Source organism: Aliterella atlantica CENA595, from assembly GCF_000952155.1.
Taxonomy (GTDB): Bacteria; Cyanobacteriota; Cyanobacteriia; order Cyanobacteriales; family Chroococcidiopsidaceae; genus Aliterella; species Aliterella atlantica.
Window position 1 is genome coordinate 103973 of sequence record NZ_JYON01000007.1, and the last position, 15223, is coordinate 119195.

At 44.7% G+C, this 15223-nt stretch carries 25 protein-coding genes; all 25 read right to left on the reverse strand.

The genetic code is table 11. The features are described from left to right. Positions 1-187: 187 nt before the first annotated feature. The 25 genes from UH38_RS08630 to rpsQ all read right to left on the reverse strand — a co-directional run bounded on the left by UH38_RS08630 (position 188) and on the right by rpsQ (position 15222). Entirely contained in the window at positions 188-1873 is a 1686-nt protein-coding gene (locus UH38_RS08630) for an ABC-F family ATP-binding cassette domain-containing protein (protein ID WP_045054245.1), read from the reverse strand. A gap of 113 nt (positions 1874-1986) precedes the next feature. Continuing rightward, positions 1987-2202, reverse strand: coding sequence for a hypothetical protein (locus tag UH38_RS08635; RefSeq protein WP_235355137.1), 216 nt, complete (start codon positions 2200-2202; stop codon positions 1987-1989). A gap of 55 nt (positions 2203-2257) precedes the next feature. Then, on the reverse strand, positions 2258-3058 hold the full coding sequence (locus UH38_RS08640) for an Rpn family recombination-promoting nuclease/putative transposase (protein ID WP_045054247.1): 801 nt from the start codon (positions 3056-3058) through the stop codon (positions 2258-2260). Further along, positions 3059-4159, reverse strand: coding sequence for a peptide chain release factor 1 (prfA, locus tag UH38_RS08645; protein WP_045054248.1), 1101 nt, complete (start codon positions 4157-4159; stop codon positions 3059-3061). A gap of 117 nt (positions 4160-4276) precedes the next feature. Continuing rightward, entirely contained in the window at positions 4277-4516 is a 240-nt protein-coding gene (rpmE, locus tag UH38_RS08650) for a 50S ribosomal protein L31 (RefSeq protein ID WP_045054249.1), read from the reverse strand. A 26-nt stretch (positions 4517-4542) separates the two neighbouring features. Then, positions 4543-4959 carry a 30S ribosomal protein S9 gene (rpsI, locus tag UH38_RS08655; protein ID WP_045054250.1) on the reverse strand — a complete coding sequence of 139 codons (417 nt, stop codon included), beginning with the start codon at positions 4957-4959 and terminating at the stop codon, positions 4543-4545. Beyond that, a complete protein-coding gene (gene rplM / locus UH38_RS25870; protein ID WP_045054251.1) occupies positions 4959-5414 on the reverse strand; it encodes a 50S ribosomal protein L13 in 456 nt (151 codons plus the stop codon). The genes rpsI and rplM overlap by 1 nt, the downstream gene beginning before the upstream one ends. Positions 5415-5450: 36 nt before the next feature. Continuing rightward, the gene (truA, locus tag UH38_RS25875) at positions 5451-6305 is read right to left on the reverse strand and encodes a tRNA pseudouridine(38-40) synthase TruA (protein WP_045054252.1); all 855 of its coding nucleotides are present in this window, start codon (positions 6303-6305) and stop codon (positions 5451-5453) included. 12 nt (positions 6306-6317) lie between these two features. Further along, on the reverse strand, positions 6318-6668 hold the full coding sequence (rplQ, locus tag UH38_RS08670; RefSeq protein ID WP_045054253.1) for a 50S ribosomal protein L17: 351 nt from the start codon (positions 6666-6668) through the stop codon (positions 6318-6320). A 38-nt stretch (positions 6669-6706) separates the two neighbouring features. Then, entirely contained in the window at positions 6707-7654 is a 948-nt protein-coding gene (locus tag UH38_RS08675; protein ID WP_045054254.1) for a DNA-directed RNA polymerase subunit alpha, read from the reverse strand. A gap of 163 nt (positions 7655-7817) precedes the next feature. Beyond that, the gene (gene rpsK / locus UH38_RS08680) at positions 7818-8213 is read right to left on the reverse strand and encodes a 30S ribosomal protein S11 (protein WP_045054255.1); all 396 of its coding nucleotides are present in this window, start codon (positions 8211-8213) and stop codon (positions 7818-7820) included. A 30-nt stretch (positions 8214-8243) separates the two neighbouring features. Beyond that, positions 8244-8627 carry a 30S ribosomal protein S13 gene (rpsM, locus tag UH38_RS08685; protein WP_045054256.1) on the reverse strand — a complete coding sequence of 128 codons (384 nt, stop codon included), beginning with the start codon at positions 8625-8627 and terminating at the stop codon, positions 8244-8246. Positions 8628-8699: 72 nt separating this feature from the next. Further along, positions 8700-8813 (reverse strand): 50S ribosomal protein L36, encoded by a 114-nt coding sequence (rpmJ, locus tag UH38_RS25315; protein WP_072044902.1) that lies wholly within the window; start codon positions 8811-8813, stop codon positions 8700-8702. A 91-nt stretch (positions 8814-8904) separates the two neighbouring features. Beyond that, positions 8905-9129 (reverse strand): translation initiation factor IF-1, encoded by a 225-nt coding sequence (gene infA, locus UH38_RS08690; protein ID WP_045054257.1) that lies wholly within the window; start codon positions 9127-9129, stop codon positions 8905-8907. Positions 9130-9283: 154 nt separating this feature from the next. Then, the gene (locus UH38_RS08695; protein ID WP_045054258.1) at positions 9284-9838 is read right to left on the reverse strand and encodes an adenylate kinase; all 555 of its coding nucleotides are present in this window, start codon (positions 9836-9838) and stop codon (positions 9284-9286) included. After that, a complete protein-coding gene (secY, locus tag UH38_RS08700; protein ID WP_045054259.1) occupies positions 9838-11151 on the reverse strand; it encodes a preprotein translocase subunit SecY in 1314 nt (437 codons plus the stop codon). Before secY ends, UH38_RS08695 begins: the two co-directional genes overlap by 1 nt. Before the next feature lie 74 nt (positions 11152-11225). Beyond that, a complete protein-coding gene (gene rplO / locus UH38_RS08705; protein ID WP_045054260.1) occupies positions 11226-11672 on the reverse strand; it encodes a 50S ribosomal protein L15 in 447 nt (148 codons plus the stop codon). A gap of 13 nt (positions 11673-11685) precedes the next feature. Next, positions 11686-12213 (reverse strand): 30S ribosomal protein S5, encoded by a 528-nt coding sequence (gene rpsE, locus UH38_RS08710; protein WP_045054261.1) that lies wholly within the window; start codon positions 12211-12213, stop codon positions 11686-11688. Positions 12214-12244: 31 nt separating this feature from the next. Further along, on the reverse strand, positions 12245-12604 hold the full coding sequence (gene rplR / locus UH38_RS08715; protein WP_045054262.1) for a 50S ribosomal protein L18: 360 nt from the start codon (positions 12602-12604) through the stop codon (positions 12245-12247). Beyond that, complete coding sequence (gene rplF, locus UH38_RS08720) at positions 12604-13143, reverse strand: 50S ribosomal protein L6 (protein ID WP_045054263.1); 540 nt, start codon at positions 13141-13143, stop codon at positions 12604-12606. Before rplF ends, rplR begins: the two co-directional genes overlap by 1 nt. A gap of 43 nt (positions 13144-13186) precedes the next feature. Then, on the reverse strand, positions 13187-13588 hold the full coding sequence (rpsH, locus tag UH38_RS08725; RefSeq protein ID WP_045054264.1) for a 30S ribosomal protein S8: 402 nt from the start codon (positions 13586-13588) through the stop codon (positions 13187-13189). A 19-nt stretch (positions 13589-13607) separates the two neighbouring features. Beyond that, positions 13608-14156, reverse strand: coding sequence for a 50S ribosomal protein L5 (rplE, locus tag UH38_RS08730; protein ID WP_144405651.1), 549 nt, complete (start codon positions 14154-14156; stop codon positions 13608-13610). Between the two features lie 69 nt (positions 14157-14225). Then, entirely contained in the window at positions 14226-14579 is a 354-nt protein-coding gene (gene rplX, locus UH38_RS08735; RefSeq protein WP_045054266.1) for a 50S ribosomal protein L24, read from the reverse strand. A gap of 2 nt (positions 14580-14581) precedes the next feature. Continuing rightward, on the reverse strand, positions 14582-14950 hold the full coding sequence (gene rplN, locus UH38_RS08740; RefSeq protein WP_045054267.1) for a 50S ribosomal protein L14: 369 nt from the start codon (positions 14948-14950) through the stop codon (positions 14582-14584). Continuing rightward, on the reverse strand, positions 14947-15222 hold the full coding sequence (gene rpsQ / locus UH38_RS08745) for a 30S ribosomal protein S17 (RefSeq protein ID WP_045054268.1): 276 nt from the start codon (positions 15220-15222) through the stop codon (positions 14947-14949). Before rpsQ ends, rplN begins: the two co-directional genes overlap by 4 nt. Between the last annotated feature and the right edge of the window lies 1 nt (position 15223).

Below are 15223 nucleotides of genomic sequence, written 5' to 3' on the forward strand. Positions count from 1 at the left end.
AATACCATTGCTGCTACCAACCGCAAGCGATTTTTTGAGATTTTTTTGATATTTTATTTGTTTTCTTATTTCTAATTACTGTTAGTTCTCGATTAACTTGGGGATCGCCTGATTTCACTGTATTTCTGCTGATTTACGAGCTAGCCTAATTTACTTGCTGACAATCCTTTTTTCTCCATAAGTAACTTTATTTACGTTTTCCTGTAGCTTTTGCCGCTTTTTTTGCCGCTTTTTCAGCAGCGATCGCCGCAAGTCTTGCTTGCTCTTTTTCTTCTACTATTTTATCTAAATAGTAATGATAGTCCCCCCGATAGATGCGGAATTCTCCATCGCGGATTTCAACAATTTTGTTGGCTACTTGAGAAATAAAATAGCGATCGTGAGAAACAATAACTACTGTACCGTCATAGTTTTGAATCGCCTCTTCCAACATTTCTTTAGCTGGGATATCCAAGTGGTTAGTTGGCTCGTCTAAAATTAAAAAATTAGCTGGCTTGAGTAGCATTTTTGCTAAAGCTAAACGGGCTTTTTCGCCTCCACTTAAAGCCTCAACTTGCTTGAAGACTGTATCGCCACTAAATAAAAATCTGCCTAATATCGTGCGGACATCTTCATTTTTCCAGTCAGGTACTTCGTCGTGGATTGTCTCCATGACAGTTTTGTTCAAATCTAATGCTTCAGCCTGATTTTGTTCAAAATAACCAGGGATAACGTTATGTTCTCCTATTTTAACCGTTCCTTCTGTTGCTGGCTCCAAGCCCATTATCAAGCGCAATAGAGTAGATTTTCCCGCACCGTTAGGACCTAAAAAAGCAATGCGATCGCCGCGTTCGATTAATAAATTAGCGCCCAAAAATAGCACTTTGTCATCGTAAAGATGAACTAATTCTTCAATTAAAGCTACTTCTCTACCGCTGCGAGGTGAGGGCGGGAAGCGAAAATGTAAAGTTCTGACGCTAGCAGTTGGCGCTTCTATCCGTTCTACTTTATCTAGTTGTTTTTCGCGGCTTTTTGCTTGGGTGCTGCGCGTTGCACTAGCGCGGAAGCGATCGACAAACGCTTGTTGTTTTTCTAATTCTTTTTGCTGTCTTTCATAAGCACTAAGTTGAGCTTCTTGGGCTTCGGCTTTTTGTTGTAAGTAAGCTGAATAATTACCTAAATATGTAGTAGAAACACCGCGCTCGGTTTCGACAATTTGATTGCAAAGACGATCCAAAAATTCACGATCGTGCGAGACAATTACCATCGGCGTTATCAATTTCTTCAGGTAATTTTCTAACCATTCAATTGTTTCTAAATCTAAATGGTTTGTTGGCTCGTCTAGGAGTAATAAATCGGGCTTTTGCAGTAAAATTTTGCCTAAACTCATCCGCATTTGCCAGCCACCACTAAAAGCGCTGACTAAGCGATCGCTATCTGCTGGTTCAAAGCCCATTTCTGGCAAAATTTTGTCAATTTGTGCTTCTAACCCATAACCATTTAAAGCTTCAAATGACCGCTGCAAGCGATCCATTTTGTTAATTAGTTTATCTAGCTGTTCTGGAGCGGCGGTTTCCATTGCCCGATGCACGTCATTAAGGGCTTCATGTACTTGATTTGCTTCGCCAAAAGCCCGCCAAAACTCTTCTTTTACTGTGCGTGTGGGATCTACTTCAAATTCTTGAGTGAGATAGGCTATGTGCAAGCTAGCAGGGCGGATAATTTCGCCGCTAGTTGGTTCTATTTCCCCAGCAATGATCTTAAGTTGGGTGGATTTACCTGCACCATTAACGCCAACTAAGCCAATGCGATCGCCTGGTTTAACTTCCCAATTGACATCTTTAAGAACTTCGCCTGTCGGGTAAATTTTACTAATATGTTCTAGTCGCAGCATTGGGAGTCCTCAATCTAAAAAAGGCGATCGCTTTTAATCGCCTTAATCTTAACAAAATTTAAAGAATAATAGTAGGAGTTATGTAATATTGCGATCGCTTTTCTAGCCTAAATTTACTCTGCTAGATAATTTTGTGCAGCCTCTCTAACTTGCTCTACACTTAAACTAAACACTTGCGCGATTTGCTCTAAAGTCAAACCCAACGCTAATAATCGAGGTACACGCTCTAATTTGCCTTCAAGTTTGGCTTCGATTATGCCTTCTAGCCTGCCTTCCTCCTTGGCTTCTCGATAAACTCTTGTCTGTTTTAAATCGCTGAATTCAAACATGGCTTCCATTTCCTCCTGACTCATAGCAGACACAAGAATACTAATATCATTTGTATTACTGTGTTGCTTGATTCTGGGCAGCCCGTCTAACGTCCTCTACATTCAAACCGAAAGCTTGAGCTATCTGTTCTACAGTCAAACCCAGAGCTAACAACCGAGGTACAGACTCTAGTTTGCCTTCGATTATGCCTTCGAGTTTACCTTCCTCCTTAGCTTCTTGATAAACTTTTGTTTGTTTTAAATCGCTTAACTCAAACATGGCTTCGATCTCCTCCCGACTCATAGTGGGCAATTTGTAGAATAGAATCGTCTCTATCAATTGTACTAATTGCCTTTGCTGTAGGTCATTAGTTACTTGCTGCCTGACTCTACTAACTAATTCTCTTGCCAGTTCAACTGTGGTAGTTGGTGGAGCGATCGCTAGTTTAACAATAACAATGCCTATAGATTGGTCAGCACTTGCTTCTAGCCGATCTAGATAAATGCGCCTAACCCGTTCGCTGGCAAAAAACTCTTGATAGTGTTTGGTATCAGCTATATCTGCATTTTGGTTGGGATACAAAACTACAGCCCGCCAGTTATTTGCTGGTTTATTTTGGCGTAGGTATAAAAATATCTCTGCCAAAAATCGGGCGTAAAAGTCTCTATCGGGTTGAAACTGAACTTCAACAAAATAAATGGGATTCTCCTCTCCTTGACTAGAAAGAAAAACCCCATCGATGCGAAAAGCAGTTTGTTTAACTTCTACAGATGAAAACTGATAATTATCAGCTAATTGTGGTGTATTACCAATTATTTCAAAGAAAATTGCTGGAAACTCTTGAAAAAGGCGATAAAACAGACTGTCTGTTTTCATTTACACGCCAGCACCAGAAGCCGCTAATTCCGCTAACCTTTCTTGCTGATCTTGCGAGATGCAACATTGAATCATCTGGTCTATATCGCCTTCCAACACTGGGTTAAGGGCAAAGTTCTGTCCTAAGCGGTGATCGGTAACGCGGTTATCTTTATAGTTGTAGGTGCGAATTTTCTCCGATCGCGAACCCGTACCAACTTGCGATCGCCGCATGGAAGTTACTGCATCTTGCTGTTCGCGCAACTTCATTTCGTACAACTTCGCCCGCAAAATTTGCATTGCTCGCTCTTTATTTTGCAATTGGCTGCGTTCTTCAGTACAGAAAATCCGAATGCCTGTAGGTTTGTGGTATAAATCTGCGGCGGTTTCTACTTTGTTAACGTTTTGCCCGCCTGCACCGCCGGATCTAGCGGTACTCATTTCGATATCTTTGGGATCGATGTGAATTTCCACATCATCAACTTCAGGCATTACTGCAACTGTAGCTGTAGAAGTATGCACTCGTCCGCTAGCTTCGGTCAATGGTACGCGCTGCACTCGATGCACGCCAGCTTCAAATTTGAGCTTGCTGTAAACTTGGTCGCCTTGAATTTCTAATACTGCCTCTTTAAAGCCACCCATTTCGGCTAGAGACTCGCTAACTAGCTTTACTTTCCAGCGTTGTCCTTCAGCGTAGCGAGAGTACATTCTCACCAAATCTCCTGCCCAAATACTAGCTTCGTCGCCACCAGTTCCAGCGCGAATCTCTAGCATGATGTTTTTATCATCATTGGGATCGCGGGGTAGTAACAGGACTTTTAAGCGAATTTCTAATTGCTCTAGCTTGGCTTCTAATTCCTGAACTTCCAAAGCTGCGATTTCTTGCAATTCAGGGTCGCTAGCTGATTCTTTGTGTACCTGACGAGCGCCGCTTAATTCTTCTTGAGTAGTCTTCCACTCTTCGTAAGTATTTACAACCTCTTCCAAAGAAGAACGCGCCTTAGCTACCTTTTGCATTTCACCTGGATCGGTGGCAATATCTGGGTCAGCTAGGCGACGATTGAGTTCGTTAAAGGTTTGCTCGACAGATTTTAGTTTGTTTAGTAAGTAGGTTTCAGCCATAACAAGAGCGATCGCTTTTTTAAAAGTGTAAAGTTAGTCAATATAGCAACGATGGATTTTAGACTTTTAAAGCAAAAATCCAAAATCCTTTAATAGACGAGCTAGAGACTAACCTGGCTACTTTTTATTGTCGTCGGCTGGTTGCTCGGCTTCCATCATGCCGTACTTGCGTAAGAACCGCTCTACTCGTCCTTCTGTATCGATAATCTTCTGCGTGCCTGTATAGAAGGGGTGATTGCCCGACCATACATCGACGTGCAATTCTGGTTTGGTAGAGCCAACTGTCATTACAACTTCGCCGTTGCAATAAACTTTTGCTTCTGGATACCACTGGGGATGAATATCTGATTTTGCCATTTTGCTTATATCTCTCTATATCTATATTAACGTTTCGAGAACTGAGGAGCTTTACGAGCTTTGTGCAGACCGTATTTCTTGCGTTCTTTGGCTCTAGGATCGCGCGTTAGGTAGCCTTCTTTTTTCAATGGCGAACGATTCTCAGGATCGAGTTGACATAAAGCGCGAGCAACTCCTAAGCGAATGGAGTCCGATTGTCCTGTCAAACCGCCACCATGAGCGTTTACTAAAATGTCGTATTCGCCTTCTAAGCCTAATGTTTCTAGGGGCGCTTTGGCGGTAGAAAGGTAGTTGGCGTTGAACTGAAAGTACAAGTCGCCAGGTTTGTCGTTGACTATCATCTGACCGCTACCTGGTACTAAACGGACTCTAGCTACAGATGATTTGCGGCGACCTGTACCTTGATACATAGCGCGACCGCTGTTTGTTTCTACTGCTTGCATTAGTTAGTTGCTCCTGGAATTGTTTGAATTTTTAGCTCTTGAGGTTGTTGGGCGCTATGGGGATGGTCGCCACCAGCATAAACTTTTAACTTGGTAAATAGTTGCTTGCCTAAGCTATTTTTGGGCAGCATTCCCTTGACTGCGTGTTCGACAATCCTCTCTGGAAGCCGATCTTGGAGTTTGGCAAAAGTCTCTGTTTTCATTCCGCCTGGTCGCCCTGAATGGCGGCGGTAGAGTTTCTGCGTGCGCTTTTTGCCTGTAACTACTACTTTTTCGGCATTAACTACAATCACAAAATCGCCTGTATCCATGTGGGGCGTAAATTCTGGTTTGTTTTTGCCGCGTAAAACATTAGCAATTTCGCTGGCTAATCGACCGAGACGCTGATCGGCTGCATCTACTATGTACCAATCGCGCTCGATTGATGTTTGGGTTGGGAGGTAAGATTTTTCCATGAGGTTTATTGTGTCGTGTAAAAATTTATAAGTATTTCATCGTACTACATACATTTGCTGACCGGGCGATAATACAGGCTTAGGCATAGTGTCGTACCAAACTTCCGGCGAAAAGGGGAAATCTGTGTATCCGACTCTAAGTAAGCATAAACCTTGGGCGGGTGCAGCGTGCTTTACTTCTTCGCGGCGTTCTTGTTGCCATAATTTAGTAAAGTTTTCTAGCGATCGCTCTTTCGCACCTACTTGTACTAACAACCCTACCAAGAGCCGTACCATGCCATACAAAAATCCATTTGCCTGAATTTCGATATGGATAAAGTCATCTTGGCGGTGACACTCAACTGCTTGCACGTCTACCCAAGAATGCGATCGCTTTGAGCCTGCCCGATGAAAGGCTGCTAGGTGATGATTTCCCAGCAACGGTTGCAGTGCCGCACGAATTAGCAATTCATCTAGGGGTGCATGATAATAATGCCAACAAAACGGGCTAACAAACAAGTTTGGTCTAGTATCGGTATATAAGGTATAGCGATACCGCCGCCATTTGGCACTAAAACGAGCGTGCCAGCGATCGCTAACCGCCGCTGATGCTCGAATTAAAACATCGTTAGGCAAGTAGCTATTTAGCACCGCCGCCCAACGTTGGGGCGGGATTGGACTAACTACATCAAAATGAGCAACTTGGGCAGCGGCGTGGACTCCACTATCTGTTCTTCCTGCGCCGTGTAAGGTAACTTTCTGCCCTGCAATTTGCAATATCGCTTGCTCGATTTCTGCTTGCACCGAACGCTGCTGTAGTTGCCGTTGCCAGCCATGAAAATGAGTGCCTATGTATTGAATTACTAAGGCTACTCGCTGTTTTGGTGGTTCAACTTCTTGTGAGGCAACCATGCAATTAAATGACTACACTAGCTCAATAATTGCCATTTCCGCATTGTCTCCCCGACGCGGTACGGTCTGGAAGATGCGCGTATAACCGCCAGCACGACTACCATAACGACTAGGTGCTTGCTCGAATAAAGCATGAACTAGCTGTTTGTCGTAGATAAATCCCATTGCTTGACGGCGGGCTGCCAAAGAGCCATCTTTGGCTAAGGTAATCATTTTTTCGGCTTCTTGGCGCACTACTTTAGCTCTAACTTTGGTGGTAGTAATCCGCCCGTGACGAATTAATTCTGTAGTGAGAGCGCGTAAAAGAGCGCGACGCTGATCGGCAGGTTTACCTAGTTTTTGAACGCTGTTACGATGACGCATAAAAGTAAAATGGTAAGGTTATAGCTGGCAATTTCTCACTAGCTAGGTTTTGCTGATTTCTCGTGAGGCAAAGTAATTCCCAAGCGCACTTGCAAGGCTTCTATTACTTCTTCGGCTGACTTTTGCCCAAAGTTTTTGATTTCTAGCAAATCTTCTTGGGTATAGTCCAATAAGTCTGCTACTGAGTTTACTTGCGCCCGTTTGAGACAGTTGTAAGCTCGAACCGATAGTTGCAGTTCTTCAATGGGAATTTGGCTAGTCGGATCGTCATCTGTAGGCAATTCATCTTTCATTGCCTCTAGAGAAATATCTTTGAGGGGATTAAATAATTCCACCAAAATACTAGCGGCAGCAGAAAGGGCTTCTTGGGGGTTAACGCTGCCGTTCGTCCAAATTTCTAGAATCAGCCGATCTTTTTGGGTTGAGCCATCTACACGCGCATCCTCAACGCTGTAGTTGACTTTCTGTACTGGCATAAATACGGCATCGATTTGGAGAAAGTCTAAAGATGTTGCTTCATCTCTGCCCCGTTCGACTGTACGATAGCCTTTACCTCGGTCGATGCGAAATTCCATCTCTAGTTTTGCGCCCTCTGCCAAGGTGGCTACATACTGAGTAGGTTCGACGATTTCCACTTCTGAAGGTAAGTCGAAGTGAGCGGCTGTGACTGTTGTTGGACCTGTAACTAGCAATCGCCCAATTTGCGGCTGGGAGGAATAGCTCTTGAGAACGATTTCTTTCATTCTCATCAGGATCTCTAATACGTCTTCGCGCACTCCAGGGATTGTGGCAAACTCGTGATTAACACCAGCAATCCGAACTGCTGTAATTGCAGTACCCTCTAAATTAGATAGTAAAATTCGTCTTAGAGCGTTACCCAACGTAGTGCCTTGACCGCGATCGAGAGGCTCCAGGACAAATTTACTATAAAGACTCCGATTTTCCTGTGTATTAGACTCGATACATTCAATTTGATATTGCGCCACGGAGTAACCTCCCTAATTGTTAGCTGCCACGATGGGGCTAGTTGATTGCCTTTATTAACGGACAAATCTACCCTGGCGATAAATGTTAAACATTCTCCGGTAGGGCAGTTTTTAGCTTTGCAAAGGACAAGCTGACATCTTCAGTTGTCCGCAATGAATTTATCTAGACTCGACGGCGCTTGGGTGGACGGCAGCCGTTGTGAGGAATGGGCGTAATATCGCGGATCAAGGTAATTTCTAGTCCCGCGCCTTGCAATGCTCTAATTGCTGTTTCTCGACCCGAACCAGGACCGCTGACCATGACTTCTATTTGTCTCATACCTTGGTCTACGGCTCTACGCGCAGCGCTTTCTGCGGCTGTTTGGGCTGCAAAAGGCGTACCTTTTTTCGCACCTTTAAAGCCGCTAGAACCCGCAGATGCCCAAGAAATTGCATCGCCGTTTTGGTCGGTGATGGTAACAATGCTGTTGTTGAAAGTGGACTGGATGTAAGCAATGCCGTTGGGTACGTTGCGCTTTTGCTTCTTCGCACCAGATTTTTTTGTTGTTTGTCGCGCCATATCAGTCTACATCTAATAATTGCTAAAAATTTACTTGCCGCTGGGTGCTTTCTTCTTACCAGCTACGGTCTGTCTTCTACCGCGACGAGTTCTGGCGTTGGTACGAGTGCGCTGTCCGCGTACTGGTAAGCCCATGCGGTGGCGACGACCTCTATACGTACCAATGTCAATTAAGCGCTTGATGGACATTGATTCCAAGCGCCTTAAGTCTCCTTCTACTTGATAGGTACTTTCGATCGCACCCCGTAAGGCTGTAACTTCGGCATCGCTCAAATCTTTAATACGGGTGTCTGGGTTTACACCTGTTGCTGCTAGAATGTCATGCGATCTAGATAAGCCAATTCCATATATATAAGTAAGACCAATCTCTACCCGCTTGTCGCGGGGAAGGTCTACGCCAGAAATACGTGCCACGCTTTTTTCTCCCTAACTTGGCGTTGTTAAAACAATTGCACTAGCTAATTTTTCTTTTATGAAGTTGTTAATCTAACCTTGCCTTTGCTTGTGTTTTGGGTTAGAACATATAACCATAACCCGACCGCGACGGCGGATGATGCTACATTTTTCACAGATTCGGCGGACGGAAGCTCTAACTTTCATTGCTGTTGCTTTATTACAAACTCTGTACTATACCATTTCTTGCGCTTATTTGCAAGACTATTGTCAGCTATTGGCTGGTCAGCCCCAATTGCTATTTTTTCCGCAGACGATAAGTGATTCTGCCTTTGGTTAAGTCGTAGGGCGTTAATTCTACTTTGACGCGATCGCCAGGTAATATTTTGATATAATTGCGGCGAATCTTCCCAGAAATATGAGCTAAAACATCAAAGCCGTTGTCAAGGGCTACGCGAAACATGGCATTAGGTAAGGAATCAGTTACCGTACCTTCCATTTCAATCAAATCTTGTTTAGACAATTGGTATTTTCCTCAACTCTACAAGCAGCTAATCGTGCCTGGTTATCATACAGCAAGAAGGCGTAAAACAAATCAACCTATAATTAATATATCTTATCGACCAAAAGGTTGAAATTTAAGATATAAAACTATCGCTCCAGGCAACGAGTAAAGATTAGCTAGCTACAACTTTTTGTAATGCGGCGTTGACTTCTTCTAGGGACTGGTTGCCATTGATAAAGACAAGCTGTTGGCGATCGCCGTAATAGCCAATTAAAGGTGTAGTATCTCCCCGATATACTTCCAAGCGGCGACGAATGACTTCTTCATTATCATCGCTACGTCCGCGACTTAATAGCCGAGTCATCAATACATCGTCGGGTACGTCTAAGTTGACAACCCGCACGTTGTGGTGCTGGAGTTTTTGCAACAAACTATCCAAAAACTCAGCTTGGCTCACAGTACGCGGAAAACCATCAAGAATCCAGCCAGCTTGGGTATCTCTTTGGTTGAGACGTTCCTCAACTAAGTCTTGTACTAATTGGTCGGGGACGAGTTCGCCTCTATCCATGTAGCCTTGAGCTTTGATGCCTAGAGGCGACCTAGCACTCAAGGCTTGGCGTAAAATATCACCTGTGGAAATATGGGGGATATGACAACTTTTGGCTAAAGCCTGGGCTTGCGTGCCTTTACCTGCTCCTGGTGGTCCCAAGAAGATCAATCGCGTCACTACTGTTTCACCATTCCTTCATAGCGCTGAGAAATAACATAGGTGCGGACTTGTCTTGCTGTGTCAATTGCCACACCGACAAGAATCAATAAAGAAGTTGCGCCCAACCCTCTAAAAGTTGGTACGCCGACAGCACTTTCTACCGCAGTAGGAATAATTGCTACCACGCCTAAAAACAAAGCACCTAACAAAGTCAAGCGATTTAATACCCCTTCTACATATTCGCTAGTTGCCTTACCTGGGCGAATACCAGGGATACTAGCGCCCATTTTCTTCAAGTTTTGCGACAAATCGACTGGATTAACAATCAAAGACGCGTAGAAGTAACTAAAGAAAATAATTGAGATTAAGTAAACAAGAGCATAAGCCCAAGGTGCAGAACCGCCAGGACTGAGGTAATTGGCAGCAATTTCGCTCAAAGTTCGATTCCCAGTAGCATTAGCTAAGAAAGCAGGCAAAATTAAGATACTAGAGGCAAAAATGATCGGCATTACGCCCCCTTGAATTAACTGCAAGGGTAAATAGCTGCGACGTTCTTCTTGCACCCTACGCCCGACTTGACGACGAGCAGAGATAATTGGAATTTTACGGCTAGCTTCTTGGACAAACACGATGCCGACAATGGTAACGAGAAATACTAATAGCAAGACAACTACTCGACCGACTGCAGCCCGACCGCCAGTTTGAGCAAAAGTAATTGTATCTCCTAAAGATTTGGGCAATGCCGCTACAATGTTGACAAAAATCAACAAAGATGCGCCATTACCTACACCGCGCTCGGTAATTAGTTCTGATGCCCACATGACAAACATAGAGCCAGCTACTAATGCGATCGCAGTTTGAATCACAAAAGCAGGTCCAGGATTGATAGCAAAAGGTCTAACCCAAATTGCCGCAATAAAAATACTTTGCAAAACTGCCCAGCCTAGAGAGACATAGCGGGTAATTTGCGAGATTTTCCGCCTACCTGCTTCACCTTCATTTTTCTGCAAGTTCTCCAGGGCTGGGATAGCAGCAGTTAGCAGTTGAATAATAATCGAAGCATTGATGTAAGGCAAAATGCCCAAGGCAAAAATGCCTAGAGTAGATAGACCGCCTCCAGAAAAGATATCTAGAAAGCCGATAATTGCGTTGTTTCCTTGAACAGCTTGGGCAAACTGTTCGCGGTTAATACCTGGTATGGGCAAAAATACGCCTAAACGCGCCAAAATTAAAATACCAATGGTGACAAACAACCGTCCTCTAAGTCCGGCTGCTTGTGCCATCTGCATAAAAGTTTCCTGAGCAGTGGGGGCTTTATCGCGGCTAATCATAATACAAGTACCTTTTTATTTATTTTGGCACTAGGGGGTTTTTCAGGCTAAAGCGTGCGAAAAATTTAGCCTATCTATATTATTTGACAACTGCCGCCTGCCGCTTCAATTTTGCTACGAGCCGACGCTGTAAAAGCAGCAGCTTGTACGTTTAGCGCTACAGTTAGTTCGCCATCGCCGAGGATTTTTAACGGTCCTTTATTGGTGGAGGTAACAATCCCAGCTTCTTTTAAGGAGTTTAAAGTTACTTCTGTATTGGCACTTAAATCTGCTAGCTTGCTGACGTTAATTGTTGTGTATTGCTTGCGGTTGATGAGGGGAAAACCTTTCAACTTAGGTACGCGGCGATATAGTGGTTGTTGACCGCCTTCAAAACCTGGTCTTGTACTGCTACCAGAACGGGCTTTTTGTCCGCGCATACCTGCACCAGCACTAGCACCTTGTCCTGCGGCAATACCTCGACCTACTCGGCGACCGCGTTTTTTTGAGCCTTTTTGCGGCTTAATATCGTTTAGTCTCATTTATCTGTAGGGATTAGGTGTTGTAAAGGTTCTCAATTGGTACGCCACGTTCCTCTGCTACTTCTGAGAGGGTGCGGAGAGTAGATAGAGCGTTGACTGCGGCTCTAGCATTGTTGAGCGGATTATTGGAACCGAGTTGTTTTGCCAAGATATTGCGAATGCCTGCTAATTCCAATACTGTTCTGACTGCACCACCAGCAATTACACCTGTTCCTGGTGCTGCCGGACGCATGATTACTTTAGCGCCACCACCGATGCCATCAGTAGGATGAGGAATCGAGTTAGCTTTAGTCAATGGCACGTCGATTAAGTGCTTTTTGCCATCAGCTACGCCCTTTTTCACTGCACCTATTACATCGCCAGCTTTACCTACGCCGATGCCGACTTGACCGCGTTCGTTACCGATCGCTACAATGGCGCGGAAGCTGAGTTTTTTACCACCTTTAACTACTTTGCTGACACGTCTAATTTGAATAACGCGCTCTTGAAAAGTAGTTTCTTTTTCTTTAGTCCGGTTGCTTTTACGCCGTCCAGTTGCCATATATATTTCCTCAGTAAATAGTTGCTGCTGTTTAGAAATCTAATCCAGCTTCGCGTGCTGCTTCAGCGAGGGCTTTGATTCGACCGTGATAAAGGTTTCCACCTCTATCGAAGACTACTTTTGATATGCCTTTTTGCTTTGCTCTTTCGGCAATTAATTTGCCTACGGCTGTGGAAGCTGCTTGACTTGCACCTAATTCTTGCGCTTTGACTTCTGACTCTAAAGTTGAAGCTGCGGCTATGGTTTGGTGTTGAGTATCGTCAATTACCTGAGCGTAGATATGTTGGTTGGAGCGGAAAACTGCCAAACGCGGACGTTCTTGGCTGCCGAAGACTTTGCCACGAATGCGGCGATGCCGACGGACTTTTGATTGTTGGCGAGTTAGCTTCATTACTTCTTACCTGTCTTACCAGCTTTACGTCTGACCATTTCTCCGGCGTAGCGAATGCCTTTGCCCTTATATGGTTCTGGCGGGCGAACGGCGCGGATTTTCGCGGCTGTGTTGCCTACCTCTTCTTTGTTGTAGCCGCTAACAATTACGTTGGTATTGTTTTCAACGGCGATTTGTACGCCTTCTGGTGGCTCAATTTGAACGGGGTGGCTGTAACCAACGTTCAATGTTAAGTTCCGACCTTGAACTTGGGCGCGGTAGCCTACGCCTTGGATTTCTAGACGGCGCTGAAATCCTTGCGATACTCCCTCTACCATGTTGGCGACTAATGTTCGGGATAAACCATGCATTTGCCTGGAGGTGCGGGATTCGTCACGACGCTTGACAAGTAGAGTTTCGCCTTCTTGTTCTACGCTTACGGCTGCGGGTAATACGCGGGCGAGTTCGCCTTTGGGACCTTTGACAGCCACATTAGAGCCGTTAATTGTGACAGTGACTTTGTTCGGGACAGTAATTGGACGCTTACCAATTCGGGACATTGCATTAACTCCTTACACTATTCAGGAGACTAAAAAGGTACATTTACCAGACGTAGCAAAGGATTTCGCCACCTACGCCTTGACGGCGGGCTTCTCTATCGGTCATGATGCCGCTGGATGTGGAGATAATAGCGATACCGATACCACCTAATACTCTTGGTAGTTCTTTGCGATTGGAGTAAACACGCAAACCTGGCTTACTGACTCTGGTTAAAGCCGTAATTAAAGGCTGGCGATTTTTGCCTTTGTATTTCAAGGCAATTTTCAAATTGCGCTTGACTCCTTCTCCTTCTTCTTCGACTTCAGCAATAAAGCCTTCAGCTTGAAGAACTTTTGCAATGCTGCGAGTGATTTTTGTTGCTGGCACATCTGTTGTCTGATGCCGCGCCATATTGGCATTGCGGATGCGCGTCAGCATATCTGCAATTGTGTCGTTAGCCGCCATCGTTTCCTCTTATGCGAATTTATTGATCCCGAAAAGGCATACCCATTTCTTTGAGTAAGGCACGACCTTCTTCATCTGTATGTGCTGTAGTAATAATTGAAATATCCAAGCCGCGAATTTGATCGATGCTGTCGTATTCCACTTCTGGAAAAATTAGCTGTTCTCTAACGCCGAGAGTATAGTTACCGCGTCCGTCAAAGCTTTTGGGGCTAATGCCGCGAAAGTCGCGGATTCTGGGCAGTGATAGGCTAATTAAGCGATCGAGAAAGTCGTACATCCGTTCGTTGCGGAGAGTTACCATCAACCCGACGGGCATTCCTTGACGAATTTTAAAGCCTGCGATCGCTTTTTTTGCCCTTGTCACTACTGGTTTTTGTCCAGCAATGGTGGCAATTTCGTTGATGGAAGATTCTAGAGCTTTAGCGTTTTGTGCTGCTTCTCCTAAACCTCGGTTGATTGTAACTTTGACAACCTTCGGGACTTGCTGAATATTGTTGTATTGAAATTGTTCGACTAATTTCGGAACAATTGTTTCTTTGTATAAAGTCTTGAGCCGTGTTGCCATAATTTTGTCTTAATCCCTGGTCTTGGTCAGGGGTGGGAGTATTTTTGAGTTTCAGACTTAGAACTGAGGTGGTTATTTGTCGAGAATTTCGCCTGTTTTTTTCAGCATCCGTACTTTGCGCCCTTGTTCGTTTACTGTGTAGCAAACGCGGCTGGCGACGTTTTGCTTGGTGGAGTAGAGCATAACGTTAGAGCTATGAATGGGAAATTCTGCGGTAACGATGCGCCCTGATTCGCCTTCTTGCTGGGGTTTGACGTGCTTGGTTTTCATATTTACGCCCTTAACTAGCACTTTGCTAACTTTGGGGTAAGTTTGCACGATTTCACCAACTTTGCCTTTATCTTTACCAGCGATTACTTGAACGGTATCGCCAGTCTTGACGTGCATTTTGGTGCGTTGAACTGGTTTCGCTTGCTTGATTGCCATGCTTAGAGTACCTCTGGAGCCAGAGAAACAATTTTAGTAAAGTTTTTGTCGCGCAGTTCCCGTGCTACTGGTCCAAATACGCGGGTTCCTCTGGGGTTGCCGTCAGCGTTGATAATTACAGCAGCATTGTCATCAAAGCGAATGCTCATACCGCTATCTCGGCGCAAGCCTTTACGGGTACGCACAATTACGGCTTTAACTACATCAGATTTTTTTACTGCCATGTTGGGGCTGGCATCTTTGACAACAGCGACGATCACATCGCCGACACTGCCATAGCGACGGTTGCCTGCGCCCATAACGCGGATGCACATGAGCTTTCTTGCCCCGCTATTGTCAGCGACATTGAGGTAAGACTGGGGTTGAATCACGGTTGACTTGCCTCCTGGGTGCTAGGCGTGACAGTCCGGTTGAGGATTTCTGCTACTGTCCAGTGCTTAGTTTTACTTAAAGGTCTAGTTTCTTGAATGCGGACGCGATCGCCCACTACACACTGATTTTCCTCATCGTGAACTTTATAGCGCTCGGTACGGACGACGATTTTGCCATATTTGGGATGAGGAGAGCGGTTTTCGATGGCTACTACCACCGTTTTTTGCATTTTGTCGCTTACTACTAAGCCGACTCTTTCTTTAACTGCCATA

Excerpts from the sequence above, each read along its gene's own strand:
- UH38_RS08630 (WP_045054245.1), bottom strand. The coding sequence starts at position 1,873 with ATGCTGCGACTAGAACATATTAGTAAAATTTACCCGACAGGCGAAGTT.
- UH38_RS08635 (WP_235355137.1), bottom strand. The coding sequence starts at position 2,202 with ATGTTTGAATTCAGCGATTTAAAACAGACAAGAGTTTATCGAGAAGCC.
- UH38_RS08640 (WP_045054247.1), bottom strand. The coding sequence starts at position 3,058 with ATGAAAACAGACAGTCTGTTTTATCGCCTTTTTCAAGAGTTTCCAGCA.
- prfA (WP_045054248.1), bottom strand. The coding sequence starts at position 4,159 with ATGGCTGAAACCTACTTACTAAACAAACTAAAATCTGTCGAGCAAACC.
- rpmE (WP_045054249.1), bottom strand. The coding sequence starts at position 4,516 with ATGGCAAAATCAGATATTCATCCCCAGTGGTATCCAGAAGCAAAAGTT.
- rpsI (WP_045054250.1), bottom strand. The coding sequence starts at position 4,959 with ATGCAAGCAGTAGAAACAAACAGCGGTCGCGCTATGTATCAAGGTACA.
- rplM (WP_045054251.1), bottom strand. The coding sequence starts at position 5,414 with ATGGAAAAATCTTACCTCCCAACCCAAACATCAATCGAGCGCGATTGG.
- truA (WP_045054252.1), bottom strand. The coding sequence starts at position 6,305 with ATGGTTGCCTCACAAGAAGTTGAACCACCAAAACAGCGAGTAGCCTTA.
- rplQ (WP_045054253.1), bottom strand. The coding sequence starts at position 6,668 with ATGCGTCATCGTAACAGCGTTCAAAAACTAGGTAAACCTGCCGATCAG.
- rpsK (WP_045054255.1), bottom strand. The coding sequence starts at position 8,213 with ATGGCGCGACAAACAACAAAAAAATCTGGTGCGAAGAAGCAAAAGCGC.
- rpmJ (WP_072044902.1), bottom strand. The coding sequence starts at position 8,813 with ATGAAAGTTAGAGCTTCCGTCCGCCGAATCTGTGAAAAATGTAGCATC.
- secY (WP_045054259.1), bottom strand. The coding sequence starts at position 11,151 with ATGATTAGCCGCGATAAAGCCCCCACTGCTCAGGAAACTTTTATGCAG.
- rplO (WP_045054260.1), bottom strand. The coding sequence starts at position 11,672 with ATGAGACTAAACGATATTAAGCCGCAAAAAGGCTCAAAAAAACGCGGT.
- rpsE (WP_045054261.1), bottom strand. The coding sequence starts at position 12,213 with ATGGCAACTGGACGGCGTAAAAGCAACCGGACTAAAGAAAAAGAAACT.
- rplR (WP_045054262.1), bottom strand. The coding sequence starts at position 12,604 with ATGAAGCTAACTCGCCAACAATCAAAAGTCCGTCGGCATCGCCGCATT.
- rplF (WP_045054263.1), bottom strand. The coding sequence starts at position 13,143 with ATGTCCCGAATTGGTAAGCGTCCAATTACTGTCCCGAACAAAGTCACT.
- rpsH (WP_045054264.1), bottom strand. The coding sequence starts at position 13,588 with ATGGCGGCTAACGACACAATTGCAGATATGCTGACGCGCATCCGCAAT.
- rplX (WP_045054266.1), bottom strand. The coding sequence starts at position 14,579 with ATGGCAATCAAGCAAGCGAAACCAGTTCAACGCACCAAAATGCACGTC.
- rpsQ (WP_045054268.1), bottom strand. The coding sequence starts at position 15,222 with ATGGCAGTTAAAGAAAGAGTCGGCTTAGTAGTAAGCGACAAAATGCAA.